This window comes from Clostridium sp. D33t1_170424_F3, assembly GCF_015667585.1.
Lineage (GTDB): Bacteria > Bacillota > Clostridia > Oscillospirales > Acutalibacteraceae > Anaeromassilibacillus.
In genome coordinates this window covers 14,567-28,193 of sequence record NZ_JADPEG010000015.1, presented here as the reverse complement: position 1 = coordinate 28,193, position 13,627 = coordinate 14,567, and the positions used below count along the sequence as shown (strand labels likewise).

General features: G+C 47.8%; 14 protein-coding genes. 2 read left to right on the top strand and 12 right to left on the bottom strand.

What is annotated here, in order from left to right:
* The first annotated feature begins 79 nt into the window (after nt 1-79).
* Together I4V53_RS10725 and I4V53_RS10720 are read left to right on the top strand one after the other, a co-directional pair.
* On the top strand, nt 80-655 hold the full coding sequence (locus tag I4V53_RS10725) for a thymidine kinase (protein WP_195985693.1): 576 nt from the start codon (nt 80-82) through the stop codon (nt 653-655).
* 190 nt (nt 656-845) lie between these two features.
* On the top strand, nt 846-1,604 hold the full coding sequence (locus tag I4V53_RS10720) for a DeoR/GlpR family DNA-binding transcription regulator (RefSeq protein WP_195985692.1): 759 nt from the start codon (nt 846-848) through the stop codon (nt 1,602-1,604).
* A gap of 89 nt (nt 1,605-1,693) precedes the next feature.
* Here I4V53_RS10720 and I4V53_RS10715 read toward each other — a convergent pair whose 3' ends face one another.
* From I4V53_RS10715 to I4V53_RS10660, 12 genes are all read right to left on the bottom strand, one after another.
* Nucleotides 1,694-2,581, bottom strand: a complete 888-nt coding sequence (locus I4V53_RS10715; protein ID WP_195985691.1) for a hypothetical protein — start codon at nt 2,579-2,581, stop codon at nt 1,694-1,696.
* Between the two features lie 10 nt (nt 2,582-2,591).
* Nucleotides 2,592-3,257 (bottom strand): class D sortase, encoded by a 666-nt coding sequence (locus I4V53_RS10710; protein ID WP_353616513.1) that lies wholly within the window; start codon nt 3,255-3,257, stop codon nt 2,592-2,594.
* A 4-nt stretch (nt 3,258-3,261) separates the two neighbouring features.
* Complete coding sequence (locus I4V53_RS10705) at nt 3,262-3,834, bottom strand: hypothetical protein (protein WP_195985689.1); 573 nt, start codon at nt 3,832-3,834, stop codon at nt 3,262-3,264.
* A gap of 17 nt (nt 3,835-3,851) precedes the next feature.
* Entirely contained in the window at nt 3,852-5,084 is a 1,233-nt protein-coding gene (locus I4V53_RS10700) for a hypothetical protein (protein WP_195985688.1), read from the bottom strand.
* Between the two features lie 67 nt (nt 5,085-5,151).
* On the bottom strand, nt 5,152-5,697 hold the full coding sequence (gene rfbC, locus I4V53_RS10695; protein WP_195985687.1) for a dTDP-4-dehydrorhamnose 3,5-epimerase: 546 nt from the start codon (nt 5,695-5,697) through the stop codon (nt 5,152-5,154).
* A gap of 21 nt (nt 5,698-5,718) precedes the next feature.
* Nucleotides 5,719-6,762, bottom strand: a complete 1,044-nt coding sequence (gene rfbB, locus I4V53_RS10690) for a dTDP-glucose 4,6-dehydratase (RefSeq protein WP_195985686.1) — start codon at nt 6,760-6,762, stop codon at nt 5,719-5,721.
* Nucleotides 6,762-7,652 carry a dTDP-4-dehydrorhamnose reductase gene (gene rfbD / locus I4V53_RS10685; RefSeq protein ID WP_195985685.1) on the bottom strand — a complete coding sequence of 297 codons (891 nt, stop codon included), beginning with the start codon at nt 7,650-7,652 and terminating at the stop codon, nt 6,762-6,764. The genes rfbB and rfbD overlap by 1 nt, the downstream gene beginning before the upstream one ends.
* A gap of 14 nt (nt 7,653-7,666) precedes the next feature.
* The gene (gene rfbA / locus I4V53_RS10680; RefSeq protein ID WP_195985737.1) at nt 7,667-8,548 is read right to left on the bottom strand and encodes a glucose-1-phosphate thymidylyltransferase RfbA; all 882 of its coding nucleotides are present in this window, start codon (nt 8,546-8,548) and stop codon (nt 7,667-7,669) included.
* Nucleotides 8,549-8,626: 78 nt separating this feature from the next.
* A complete protein-coding gene (locus I4V53_RS10675; protein WP_195985684.1) occupies nt 8,627-9,805 on the bottom strand; it encodes a glycosyltransferase family 4 protein in 1,179 nt (392 codons plus the stop codon).
* Nucleotides 9,783-11,033, bottom strand: coding sequence for a glycosyltransferase (locus I4V53_RS10670; protein WP_195985683.1), 1,251 nt, complete (start codon nt 11,031-11,033; stop codon nt 9,783-9,785). Before I4V53_RS10670 ends, I4V53_RS10675 begins: the two co-directional genes overlap by 23 nt.
* Nucleotides 11,030-12,166, bottom strand: coding sequence for a phosphotransferase (locus tag I4V53_RS10665; RefSeq protein WP_195985682.1), 1,137 nt, complete (start codon nt 12,164-12,166; stop codon nt 11,030-11,032). The genes I4V53_RS10670 and I4V53_RS10665 overlap by 4 nt, the downstream gene beginning before the upstream one ends.
* Nucleotides 12,163-13,533 (bottom strand): dTMP kinase, encoded by a 1,371-nt coding sequence (locus I4V53_RS10660; protein WP_195985681.1) that lies wholly within the window; start codon nt 13,531-13,533, stop codon nt 12,163-12,165. Before I4V53_RS10660 ends, I4V53_RS10665 begins: the two co-directional genes overlap by 4 nt.
* Nucleotides 13,534-13,627 lie beyond the last annotated feature (94 nt).

Genomic DNA, 13,627 nt, shown 5'->3' with positions numbered 1-13,627 from the left:
TCTTGCGCCTTCCTTTTGCATTGTTCGGAAAATGCGGATATAATAAGGAAAAATGCGAAAAGAACGGGAAGAGGTTGTTATGCCAAAACTCTATTTTAAATACGGCGCGATGAACAGCTCCAAATCAGCAAACGCGCTGATGGTCAAATTCAACTACGAAGAACAGGGATATCGGGTCGCACTGCTGAAACCCAGCATTGACAACCACGACGGCGCAGGCCTTGTCAAATCCCGCATTGGTTTAGAAGAACGCTGTTATGTCATTGACGGCAAGATCAATTTACTGGATTGGTTCCGTCAACATCCGGAATACCAGGTATGGATTATAGACGAGGCGCAGTTTCTCACACCGGAGCAGGTAGAACAGCTGAAAGACCTGGCGGTAGACCAAATTCCCATTCTCTGTTTCGGCTTAAAAACCGACTTTCAGACCCATCTGTTCCCTGCAAGCAAACGCTTATTTGAATTGGCCGACTCCCTCTCCGAGATTAAATCTGTCTGCCGCTGCGGCCGGAAAGCGGAGGTAAACGCCAGAATCCGGAATGGTAAAATCGTGCGGGATGGTGAGCAAATTCTGATTGGCGGCAATGAAAGTTACCTTGGTATGTGCTACAGATGCTGGCGGGACGAAAATCTTACAGCGAAGAAACCCTGATGAAAAACAAGTGGAAAGCTCTTTTTACACAGAGCTTTCCACTTGTTTTTTTAATTAACAAACATATTTTCATTCGGTTACTTATCTCATTTTCTAAAATTTAATTATTCTAATTGATTTTTTCGATATGTTTCATTATAATAATACTAAAGATTAAAAATAGAGTCTTGCAGATAAGGGGGGCTCAACTATGCGTTCACAGAGGATCCAGCAAATTGAAGCATACATAAACGAACATAAAACAGTTACGCTGGACCAGATCTGCGAATCTTTCCAGGTCTCAAAGAGCACCATCCGGCGGGATCTGGATGAGATTCTGGCAGACAGCCGCTACAAAAAGATTTACGGTGGGATCACCGTTCAGATGCAAAAGGCCCAAACCTCTTTTGATGAACGCAATATTGCCCAGCTGGAAGAAAAGAAGCGTATCGCCGCTTTGGCGGCAGAGCAGGTGCGTGACGGGGATATTATATTTATTGACTCCGGCACGACGACCTTACATATGATTGAAGCGCTCTCCAAACGGGACAATCTGACTATTTTGACCAACCATTTGGAGATCATATACCGGGCGATCCCCTACCCAAATATTAATGTAATTGCCCTTTCCGGCCAATTGAACCGAAAGACTTTATCCTTTACAGATACAGGCTCGGCACAGGAACTGAAAAGCTATAACATTAGCAAGGCTTTTCTGTCAACCTCTGGTTTCTCTATCTCCAGCGGCGTCACCAATTCCTCCCCGGTAGAATCGGAAATCAAGCGCACGGCTGTACAGCGCAGCCGCCAGGTCTTCCTGCTGGCGGATCATACAAAGTACAACACCGCTTCCCTGATCACTTACTGTGGTCTGGAACAGATTCATGTGCTGGTTACGGATGCCCGCCCACCGGTGGATATCCTTCAATTTTTAGAGGATCATCAGATTTCCATTCTGACTGCCGATTAAAAGGGTGCTTTCCGAAACCGCACCCGTTAACAAAAAAGAGGGCCTTTCATCGTACTTCTGTCCTACGATGGAAGGCCCTCTTTTGTTGTTTATCTTTCGGATACATTTTCTGCCTCTAACGACGGTCTTTTCCCCGCCCGGCATATTCCCTGAACAACCAGCAAAACCATCGCCAGCAGCAACAGGATTCCCGCAGCCAGCAGGAATGCATACAGCGTCCTCGTCAGTAACTGCGTACTGAACGCATACATCGCCTGGCTGAAAATACCGATTTTGCCAATTTTGCCGGAAAACAATATACCCAAAGGCAGCACAGCAGATAAAAGCGCCGCACCGGCCAGTCCGCCATACAGCCAATAAAAACACCGGCCGCTTTTTCGATTCAGCCATACGATTATTCCGGCGCACAACACGGACAGACATACAAGTACGGCAAGCCCCGTATACAGCGGCGTCTTTGCTTTGACAAGCAGTCCGCCAATCCGGTCCGCATAGGGAATCCGGACCGCCTCCCCATATACCTCCGCGCAGGTTTCCGCCAAACTTCGCAGGTCATTCTCCTTGTCCGCATCAACAGCGGTTCCCCGCCTGACTGCTTCTTCTAAAAAAGCCGTATACAAGCTGGAGTGAACCAATTCCTCATTGGTCTCCAAGGGTGTCCCTGTGTACAAGCTGTGCAGTTGGCGGGCCGCATCCGCTTCCAGTATTTCATCCGATACAATCTGTGAAAATTTTTCCTGCCAGAAGGATTCCTCAAAGCCTCCGACTCCTCCGTATGCAATAAATTCATCCCGTATTTCTTCAGAAAGCAAAGAAACATACTGGCTGTCCGCCAGGATTTGCCTTGCAAACCCTTCCTGCAAGAGTGTCTGACTGAACACCAGGCAAAGAACCGCCAGATACAGAAAGAACGAGAGCAGGAACGAAAAGATTCCATTGACCGCCCATGCGGCACGGCGTTTATTTTCGTAATTCATATGCTCTCTCCTATTCATACAGGTCGATCTGCGGCCCCGACAAGTAGCTTCCATAGACAAAATACCGCTCCTGTGTCAGCCCCAAGGCGTCAAACGGATAGCAGGTATACAGGACAATATTTTCTTCTGTGGCTTCCAGGTCATAGGCCGATTGATCGGTTGCCTGCAGCACCCTGCTTTCCGTTACCTCATAGCGATACGTTCCATAATTGGTTTCAACGGTTATGACCGCGCCCTCCTGGGCGCCTCCCAGATCATGAAAGAAGGTATTGTTGTGGCCTCCGACTAGAACCGTTTTTCCATAACCGGGAAGACCGCTGCCGTTGTACACACCAACGCCGTTCTTAAACTCCTGGTTGCTGTCCCCAAAAAACAGTTTGGCATCAACCTGCGTCCCTTCAATGGAAAGCCTGCCGAACTGATCGCCAAAGCCGGGGACCGTGATCTCCGAAGCCTTGAGCTTTCCGGTATCCGGCCGGCTTTCCGCCTGTTCTTCAAAGATATTCTGGTATTCTGCGTGGTGCTGCGGGCGTTCCTGCAAAAACGCCAAGTCTATAAAGGACATAGCCGTCCCCAGCAGAGAACCTACAGACAAATACAGAATGAGATATCCAATTGCACAGAACAGGACTGGGAGTCCGATAAACGACAGCGCAGGCAAAAGCCTGCGCTGCACCCAATTATGCCTCTTCATACAACCGGAATCTGCGTGCCGCCCACAGCGCGCCGCCTGCCAGAACGACCAGTGTGCCAGCAGAAACAATTAGGCCAAAGGGCTGCCAGTCACCGCCGGTCTTCTTGATCGGTTTTGCCGCACTGAAAACTGTTTTGCCCGACGCATCCGTGCCGACCAGTGTATTTTTATCGTAGCCGACTTTCAAATCCGCCACAGCCGCCGCCTTCTGAACGTCGCTGACAACTTGATTCAGCAGCGTTTTCCCGGACTTTTTCAGTTCTGCAATAGAGGTCGCGCCGGTTTTCTGCGCCTCCTCCCTCACAAGGGATTTTGCATGACCGATGTAGCCGATGATTTCATCTGCCTGCTCCGCCGTGAGGTCTACCGTATTCAGATAGTTTTCCGCCTGGTTTAAATACTGAGCCGGCAGTTGAATCGTCGTCCCGTTGACGGATACGCCGCTGCGCAGTGCGGAAAGTACACTCTGCTCATACGTATTGAAACCGGCCGCAAAAGCATTGGCTGAAAACAGCACGACCAATACAGAAATCCACAATGTGCATAGTAATCTTTTCATCTAAAATCCTCCAGAACTTACGCGGTTTTTCCTCCGTTTTGGGAAACAACCTCTTTGATATCGACAAGAGCTGCCTTCTGTACGGTTACGCCATTCAAGGTCAACTTAGACGATGCCAACGACTGTGTTCCAAAAGACGGACTCATGGAAGAACCTTTTATTTTTCCATTGATCTTGGTGGAGCCGGACAGCGTAATATAGACGCTCGCGCCTCCGCTGCCGTACTTTCCGCCGCCGGCAATGCCGAACATGTCGCTGATCAGCGGCGTATTGCCGTATGTTTCGTCGCCAACGACAGAGCTTTCAACACGGATATTCGCCGTTCCATAGTGGTCGTCACGATTGCCACCCCCGTATACCGCGGACATAACCGTGCTGTTTTTCACCGTAACGTTTGTCGTTCCCGTGAAGTTACCGCTAATACCGTAGATTGCGCCGTTGGCCAAACCGTCCATTCCAACCTTTACATTGCTGACGTTGACATTGGATACGCCGTTTCCGGCCGCGCCCAAAATATTGCCCGTCACGGTTCCGCCGGTTACATTAATGGTGCTTGTTCCGTTTTTCACAGTGTACCCCGATATGTAGGCAACGGTACCGCTCTCCATTGTAATAGTGGCCGAACCAGACGCTTCTCCTCCGGAAATCGTCGCGTTGGTGAAATCCATACTGCCGTTGAGTATCGCGGGCACAGAGCCTTCATAAATACGCGTCTCGTTGCCAACCGCTTTAATGGTGATATTTTTACCCTTCGCATCGTATATTCTGAATGCAGTACCAACAGAAACGCCTACATTTGCCGTTGCCCCCTGGTAAGTGAGGGTAAGCGCATCAACGGAGCCGGACGCCGTGTTGGCCGCAACGTTAGCCGTTACCGTAAATACGCCGTTCGACTGCAGATCCGTAATGGCGAGCCCGGACAAAAACTTTGTCTGCGTTACGCCGGAGATCGGAAGCTGGCCGTTGTACTGCTGAACGGAAACGGCTGCCTGCGCCGCCAGAATATTCGTAAAGGTCACCGGTTTGCCTGCCGCATCAAAAATCTGCGCCTGGAAGGTAAGTTTTTGCGCCGCGGCGCTTTCCTTCATTGCAAACGCCGTCCCGGAGTAACCCGCCGCCTCCATGCTTCTTCCGCCGATGACGCGGATGTCGTACGAACTGTCCGCCGCATACGCCGGCAAAGCGGCAAAACAAGTAAAGACCAGCGCAAGTGTCAACACCAAAGATAGAAATCTGTTTCTCGTTTTCATGTAACTCACTCCTTAAAAATTTCCTTTAATATTTGTACAACGGATGATGCATCCATCGTTCCGCCCTCTATAAAAGATCCCGCAGTAAAGAATGCTTCTGATCCTTTTCCGACAGCTTGACCTTGAGCCCTTCCAACGGCCAATCGATCGCAATATCGGGATCGTTCCAGAGGATCCCGCCTTCCCCGCTGGGATCGTAGTAATCCGTGCACTTATAGCAAAACTCCGCTTCATCGGAGAGCACCAGAAAACCGTGCGCCATTCCCGCCGGGATATAAAACTGCTTTTTGTTTTCCTCGGAAAGGATCACGCCCACATATTGCCCATAGGTAGAACTTTTGCGGTCGATATCCACTGCCACATCGTAGACGGTTCCCTTTGTTACGCGCACCAGTTTCCCCTGCGGACGTCTGGTTTGAAAATGCAGGCCGCGTAAAACGCCTTTGCTGGATTTGGACTGGTTGTCCTGTACAAACACGGCAGAAAGGCCCGCGGCACGAAATGCTTCGTATTGATATGTCTCCATGAAATAGCCTCGATCGTCCCCAAATACGGTCGGTTCTATGATGGTAACGCCTTGCAGTTTCGTCTCTGTAAATGTAAAATTACCCACTTTTTATCACCGCTTTCTCTGTTACAGCACCGTAACGTTCCGGTAGGAACCGTCCGCGATGCGCTCCGTCCAGTCCGGATGATCCAGATACCACTGCATGGTACGGCGGATGCCGTCCTCAAACTTTGTCTCCGGATACCAGCCCAGCTCCTCTTTGATTTTGGCAGGATCGATTCCATAGCGGCGGTCGTGCCCTTTTCGGTCCGCCACATACTCGATCAGATCTTCTCCGATCTGTGTGTCCGCATGCGCATGCAGATATTGCAGGATTTCCTTTACAATAAAGAGGTTCGGACGCTCGTTGTGGCCGCCCACATTGTAGATTTCTCCCAGGCGGCCGTTTTCCAGCACCATATCGATCGCCTTGCAGTGATCTTCTACATAGAGCCAGTCGCGCACATTCATGCCGTCCCCATAGACCGGCAGCTTCTTGTGCTGCAGCGCATGGGTAATCATCAGCGGGATCAGCTTTTCCGGAAACTGATACGGACCATAGTTGTTGGAGCAGCGGGTGATATTGACCGGAAAACGGTAGGTGTCTCCGTAGGCTTTTACAAAGCAGTCCGCCGCTGTTTTACTGGCGGAATACGGACTGTGCGGGCACAGCGGCGTCTCCTCTGTAAAATATCCGGTCTCCCCCAGGGAACCGTATACCTCGTCTGTGGAGACCTGCAGGTATTTGACGCCTTCGCGATAGATATCCTCCCCGATGGTCCAATACTTCTTTGCCAGATTCAGCAGGTTGACCGTACCCTCCACATTCGTCTTTACAAAAATGGAAGGATCAGCGATGCTGCGGTCCACATGGCTCTCCGCCGCAAAATTTACGACATATTGAACATCGTACTTCTGAAACAGCGCCTCCATCGCCTCCGTGTCACAGATGTCCGCGCGGACAAACAGATGGCGTGGATCGTCCTTCAACGCACGCAGATTTTCCAGATTGCCCGCATAGGTCAATGCATCCACATTGACAATCCGAATATCCTGATATTTCTTCAACAGGTAATAAACAAAATTGGTTCCAATAAAACCGGCTCCGCCGGTCACAAGATATGTTTTCATCATATCCCCCCTTTGTCCAGCGTGTAAATATATTGCCGCAACGCATCCTCCCAGGGCCGCATTTCATCCCCCACCGTACAGCGCAGCATGCGGTGTTCCAGCGCACTATACGCCGGCCGGCGTGCCGGGCGTGGAAACTCTTCCGTGGTACAGGGCTGTACGGTACAGTCCAGACCGGAAAGTGCAACAATCTCCTTGGCAAAATCGAACCAGGAACAGATCCCATTTCCTGTACAATGATAGATGCCGTATTCTTCCGTCCGAATTACCTTTAGAATATGATGCGCAAGATCGTTGGCGTTCGTCGGATTGCCAACCTGGTCCCGGACTACTTTGATTGTCTTGTTTTCCGTCGCCAATCTGCGGATGGTTTTGACAAAATTTCCGCCCTCATATCCATAGAGCCACGCGGTCCGCAGGATAAAATACCGGGAGCAGAATTCGCGAACATAAACCTCGCCCATGTATTTGGTACTGCCGTAAATGCTTTTTGGATTACAGAGATCGTATTCACTGAATGGGACATTCCCCTCGCCGCTGAATACATAATCTGTGGAAATGTGGCAGAGCTTCGCACCTATGTGCTCGCAGGCTTTCGCCAGATTGGCCGGGCCCAGTGCGTTGGCCCGGTATGCGGTATCGCGTTCCACTTCGCACATATCCACATTTGTCATCGCCGCACAGTTAACGACTACGTCGGGCTTTTCCCGTTCCATAAACGCCGCCGTTTGACGGCTGTCCGTAATATCCAGATTTTCAATATCTACGGCCAAAACCGTACAATTTCGGTATTCCTCTGCGATTGGACCGATCTCGGAAAAGCCCTTCCGCAGAATAGACTGCAGTTCTTTGCCCAGCTGGCCATTGCCGCCTGTGATGATCAATTTCATTTATTATTCCTCCTTCACAGGTCGATAAACTTGCCATTGAGCACATCTATCAGATATTTGCCATACTGGTTCTTTTTCAGCTCCTCATAGGTGCGGAGCATATCGTCTCGGGTGATCCAGTGATTGTTATAGGCAATTTCCTCCAGACAGGCAATTTTACGGTTTTGGTGCGTCTCAATGGTCTTGACAAAATTGGTGGCGTCTACCAGGGATTCATGGGTTCCCGTGTCCAGCCAAGTGAAGCCTTGCCCCAGCAACGTGACCTCCAGCTCGCCGTTTTCCAGATATATGCGGTTCAAGTCAGTGATTTCCAGCTCACCGCGTTTACTGGGCTTCAGATTTTTGGCGTATTCCACCACACGGTTGTCATAGAAATACAGGCCTGTCACCGCATAATTGGACTTTGGCGCCTCCGGTTTTTCCTCCAGAGAAACCGCCCGGCCCTCAGAATCAAATTCCACCACGCCGAATCGCTCCGGGTCGTCCACATAATAGCCGAACACCGTCGCCCCACGCGCACGGTTCGCCGCCTGCCGGAGATGCTTGTCCAACCCGTGACCGTGAAAAATATTGTCTCCTAGGATCATCGCCACGTTCTCTTCCCCGATAAACGATTCTCCCAAAATGAACGCCTGCGCGAGTCCTTCCGGGCGTTCCTGCACCTGATAGCTCAGGCGGATGCCGAACTGCCGCCCATCTCCCAAAAGGGATTCAAAGCGCGGCGTATCGTCCGGCGTCGAGATAATCAGGATATCCTGTATACCCGCGCTCATCAGGATCGACAGTGGATAATAAATCATCGGCTTATCGTAAATGGGGAGAAGTTGTTTGCTCGTAACCTTTGTCAGCGGGTACAGGCGCGTCCCGCTGCCCCCGGCCAATACAATTCCTTTCATAGTTCCCTTTGAATGATAGCGTTCTATCATTTCATTTCCTCTCTATAAAATCTCGGTTTATCACATGTAAACGAGTTCTTATCTCTCATATATGCTCAGCAAATTTTGGACGTCTGCTTCTTCGGTATATTTCTCTTGAAATTCCCGGTACGCGTTTTCTCCCATTTCTCTTGCTTTTTGAGGATGCTCCCACAAATACTGAATCTGTGCGGAAAAATTTTCAATATTTTTTCGTTTGCATTTCATGCCATTGTAACCGTTTTGAATGGCTTCCTTCATAAAGCCAATATCTGTTGCAATTACCGGCTTCTTCAGACTGAAGGATTCAATCATAACCATTGAACACCCTTCGTAACAAATAGAAGGAAGAACCACAAACTCTGCCCTTTGTACAATCGCAATGCATTGGTCATGCGGCGTAAAGCCCAAATACTGTATATTGGTCATCCGATTGCTTTTTATAAAGTTCTGAAAGTCTTCCGCCATAGGGCCGTCCCCCATGACAACCAGAGGAATGTCCGGCAGCCGCTTCCAAACCTCCAACAAGACGTCTATCCCTTTTTCTTCACCGATCCGGCCGTAATAAACCACAAATCGTTCCGGCAAATCCGGCAGCGGCATTTCCACCGGCACCGATTGGGAAACACTGTTGTATTTTTTGATCATCTTATTTCGGTCAAAACCAGCCTGCTCCAATAAGCCCATCTGCACGTCATTGAGGCAAACATATGTATCAATATTTTTATAAAACACACGCAACAGGCGGTGTATTTTAAAAATGCAGGCAACGATAAACGATTGCAGGCGCGATCCTTTAAAGCACTTGTATTTACACATTCGCAAATACTTTCCATCCGCACAGGCATTGCACAGTTCCGTATCGCGCATCGAAGCCGCATTAGGGCAAACATAGCGCGTATCATGAAGCGTCTGCACCACCTTTGCGCCGCTGCGGTGCGCGGCGACAAACACAGATGGGGATAGCAACGGAAAAAATGTATGGACATGAACCACATCCGGTTTTTCTGTTCTGCAAAGACGCTGGATCTCCCGGTACGTTCGACAGGACCAAAACATAGACAGTGCGGAGAAAATTTTTCCCAAACCGCCTTGTTGATCAAAGGAATCGTTTTTGACAGAATAGCGTAATACCGTTGCACCTGTTGCCTCCAGCAACGCGCTTTCATGACGAAACACCTGGTCGTCCCCGCTGGCGGAACCGGAGCGATGAAAATTATGAACAATCAGAACTTTCATTTTTCCTCTCTTTCTCTTGCAGGAGCGACTCAAAAAAGCGTCCTTTCTCGTCCCACAGCAACGCTGTTGAAACACGTTTAAATCCGGTCTCTCCCATTTTACGGGCCAAATCCGGATTTTCAATCAATTTGCACATCGCGTCGGCAAATGCTTTTACCAGCGTATCATAGTCTGCAACAGGAATTTTAATGCCTCCATTAGGATCTACCAGCATGTGCATGCCGGATGTATCCATACATACAATGGGCTTATGGCACATCATGGCTTCATAAAGAACCCATGCGCCCCCCTCTTTGCCACTTGTCATCAGCAGTGCTAAAGAATCAGAAATGTGCTGAAGACATACTTTTCTGGGGACATTTCCTTCAAATAAAACATTCTCTTCAATTTGAAGCTCATGGACTAAATGCTCCAGATTTTTTTTGTATTCACCATCGCCGACAATTTTTAACATACAGTCCGGATGTATCTGACGTACGATTGCAACTGCCCTAACAGCAATATCTACAAATTTAAGGCTAATTAATCGCCCCACCACCACAAACGACGGTTTGTTTATCAAGGACGGTGTCTGCTGTGACATTTGCTTACAGTCCGCAATATCTACCCCTGTTTCTATCATCATTCTGCACTTGTTCTGATATTTCACAGGAATGCAAACGCGGGAATCCTCTGTCCGCATGATAAGCGTTTCCGCTTTTTTGCAGGCGCTTCGGAACCAAGGATTGGTGATACAGACTCGCGGATTGATACGCCGCATGACTTCAAAAAGCCACTGTTTTTTTGAAATATGACCCCATAATTCCTTTGGAATCCCTTCACCCCCGCCGATCGGCCCCCAAATGAACCGACAGGGCAGCTTGTGCATCAAAGTGGGAAGCCACATGTTACCAAAGGTAAGCGCTATCGCAATGTCCACCTTTGTCTGTGCCGTAAATTTTTTCGCAACACGGTAAGCACCGATTTGCCACAATATATAGTATAGCTGAACCCCTCGCTGCCCTCGTTTCCAAAAAGTGAAACGTTTGGGAACATCATAATATAGAAAGGTCAGATTTGGGTCCGGGTGTTTTTGAAGTTCCTTTTCAATGCTCTCCCGGTTATTGGCGCGGGTCAACACAAAGACTGTATGCTTTTTCGCAATCTGTTTGGCCCAATGCCAGCCTGCGCCAGGTTCAGAACCCTTATCCGGTTCACAGCCATATGCGGATATCAGTATGGTGCTCATGCTTTTTCCCTTTCTTCCAACAGATGCAGCAAGGCCTTCCATCGGTTTATCAATTGTTGCTCCTGACCCGAATGCTCTTCTGTCCTCAAATGATAAAACAGAAGTATATCGATTAAATAAAGCATTACATATTCCCGGATAAAACGGGCAGGATAGCCTATCTGCTTGAAATAAGAAAGCAACTGTACATCTTGTCTTATCACTGTCCAAATCTGCTTCAACGGCTTTTGGGAATTCAACATATCCGGCTGAAGCAAGAAATGTATGGCGTCAAAAACAGGAAGGCATTCCCGTCGGCTGTATTCCCAGTCAAAACAGGACAGAACCCCTTTTTCTACCACTGTATTCCATGGTGTAAAGTCTCCGTGAATTCGGGATACCGGTAGATTCTCGGGCAAAAGCGTAGCGATACACTGCTCAAAAAGAGCGTTTATCCGTTCCTTCTCTTCTCCAGGAAATTGCTTCAACATCTTCTTCGTTCCCACATAAAACTGACCGTTTGATGACAGAGAAGCTGATTTTGTAGCAAAACATAAATGAACCAAAAAACGAACATGCAGTTCGGTAAAATCAAAAACTGTCTCGCCGCAAAGCGATTTTACGGATGAGGTCTGGAATACCGAAGCATTTCCCCGCTTGCTCTGGTTGATCACATGGGGTACACGCAAACTGGGCGCCTTTTCTTCCAGTTCTTTTAACGCCGCCGATTCATTTTGAAACAAAGATGCAATGACGGGAGAATACGTATATTTTAAATAAGAACATGGCCCTGAAGAATTCTGTACCTGCACGGTAACCTTACTGTGCGGGCCGCCATTCCCCATAAAAAAAGCGGGACACTGATCTTTTCCGATGAACGGACTTTCCTTCCACTGCAAATAAGCCAAATGCTTACGTTCAATCTTTTTTAATAGCCAGATCGGCACAATCTGCAAATACTTTTTGTACAGCTTTCCTTTCTGCGTACTTGGAGAATAAAGCATAAGGCCTACTTTAAACGCCTTATTGCTAATCAAAGGAAAGGCCCAACGTGCATTTTCCTGACTGGGTAATACAAGGTAAGCAGAAGCATGCTCCGCTTCTTCTATTCCAAGTATTTTTAGCTCCTGTTTAAAACGATCCCATGTTGTCATTGTAAATATCCTTGTTCATCCACCTTACAATGAAGTAATTTTGCGGTTTGGTGGGCCTTATCATTTAAAATAATTTTTGTAATCTCCTGCGTAACCTTTTCCACCGATTTTGTCGCGTCAATCAGGTAGGCATTGGGCAGCAGCTTTGCAATTTTTTGATATTCTGCACGTTGTCTGGACAGCTCGTCCAACGGCAGCTCCTGCTTTCTCGCATACAATACTTCTGCCGGCGCATCCAGAATGAAAACCAAGTTGGGTTTCGGAACACTCCAAGCAAACGCTTTGGGAAACCATTTCGGTAACCGGTATTGATACCGCTTCAGATCTACATAGTAATCATAGTAGTACCTGTCAAAGATCACCAATTTTTTTCTTATTTTCATCGGCAGCACCTTACACCAGGTCCCCAAAAGATAATCCATATTGTAATAGAAGTAACGCAACATAGATTTCAGCGGGTTGTTCAAATCCTTGCCGTGCGGATCCGGATTGCTTCCCGCCTCATCTGAAGGGTGCAAGGGGTTATAATGGCCGGGATTCTTTAAAAAATGGGGGCGAAAATAGAGCTGCTCTATTCCATAAAAGCTGCCGCATACCGTTTTGGAAACACTGGATATGATCGTACTTTTTCCTCCCCCGTCTGGAGACAAAAACGCAACGGAAATGCCCGATGTGTAAATTACCCTTTTGGGTATTACTTTTCCAACCTGAAACGCCCAGTTACTGATGCGCGTTTTCAAATGGTAGTTTTGATCAGAAATCTTCTTTACACTTCTTTGAAACACTTCATAATTTTGATAAAAATCTTTTACGCTGCCTGAACGCAGTATATTCAAAATCAGGGCACTCGCTTCTTCGCCAAAAACCAACCGCAGTTTTTCCGAATACTCTTCTGGCTCACGCTGAAATAAATCGCGGGCGATCTGCAAATGCTCTTCATTCATATCACGCTTAATAGTCCGGCGAATCCACATGTACTTTAATTCGTCAAAATAATCCGGCACATAAAAACACTTGTAAAAACGGCGATTTTCCAGCATATCCTCAGCCGGCATCACGTTTGGAAAGCCCTTTTTGGAAATTGCTCTATAAAAATCCAATTGCAACTGAAACCGTTCCATTGGGGCTGCCGGCGTTAAGATGTATGTGTACTCATAAAATCCCTGCAGGATTTTTTGCGTAACAAGAAGCTTCGTTTCTTTCGCAATTTTTATAATTAAAGCATCTAGAAATTTTTCATCCGCATCTTTATACATCATATCGATATCTGAAGGGATTTCCTCAGGCATCATTTCATATTTATTTTGTATGCAGTAGTTCAGACCGCTGTCATTAATGATTGCAAATACCTGTTCCAATAATCTCATATCGATAGCAAACCTTTCTATAATGCTAACCATCGGGCGTGTAAAATCGCCATTTAGCATTTGGGTTTAGAAATAACCTCAATATTTTTATAGC

What these genes read in the sequence shown, in the direction of transcription:
- I4V53_RS10725 (WP_195985693.1), top strand. Translation starts at nt 80, where the DNA reads ATGCCAAAACTCTATTTTAAATACGGCGCGATGAACAGCTCCAAATCA.
- I4V53_RS10720 (WP_195985692.1), top strand. Translation starts at nt 846, where the DNA reads ATGCGTTCACAGAGGATCCAGCAAATTGAAGCATACATAAACGAACAT.
- I4V53_RS10715 (WP_195985691.1), bottom strand. Translation starts at nt 2,581, where the DNA reads ATGAATTACGAAAATAAACGCCGTGCCGCATGGGCGGTCAATGGAATC.
- I4V53_RS10705 (WP_195985689.1), bottom strand. Translation starts at nt 3,834, where the DNA reads ATGAAAAGATTACTATGCACATTGTGGATTTCTGTATTGGTCGTGCTG.
- I4V53_RS10700 (WP_195985688.1), bottom strand. Translation starts at nt 5,084, where the DNA reads ATGAAAACGAGAAACAGATTTCTATCTTTGGTGTTGACACTTGCGCTG.
- rfbB (WP_195985686.1), bottom strand. Translation starts at nt 6,762, where the DNA reads ATGAAAACATATCTTGTGACCGGCGGAGCCGGTTTTATTGGAACCAAT.
- rfbD (WP_195985685.1), bottom strand. Translation starts at nt 7,652, where the DNA reads ATGAAATTGATCATCACAGGCGGCAATGGCCAGCTGGGCAAAGAACTG.
- rfbA (WP_195985737.1), bottom strand. Translation starts at nt 8,548, where the DNA reads ATGAAAGGAATTGTATTGGCCGGGGGCAGCGGGACGCGCCTGTACCCG.
- I4V53_RS10675 (WP_195985684.1), bottom strand. Translation starts at nt 9,805, where the DNA reads ATGAAAGTTCTGATTGTTCATAATTTTCATCGCTCCGGTTCCGCCAGC.
- I4V53_RS10670 (WP_195985683.1), bottom strand. Translation starts at nt 11,033, where the DNA reads ATGAGCACCATACTGATATCCGCATATGGCTGTGAACCGGATAAGGGT.
- I4V53_RS10665 (WP_195985682.1), bottom strand. Translation starts at nt 12,166, where the DNA reads ATGACAACATGGGATCGTTTTAAACAGGAGCTAAAAATACTTGGAATA.
- I4V53_RS10660 (WP_195985681.1), bottom strand. Translation starts at nt 13,533, where the DNA reads ATGAGATTATTGGAACAGGTATTTGCAATCATTAATGACAGCGGTCTG.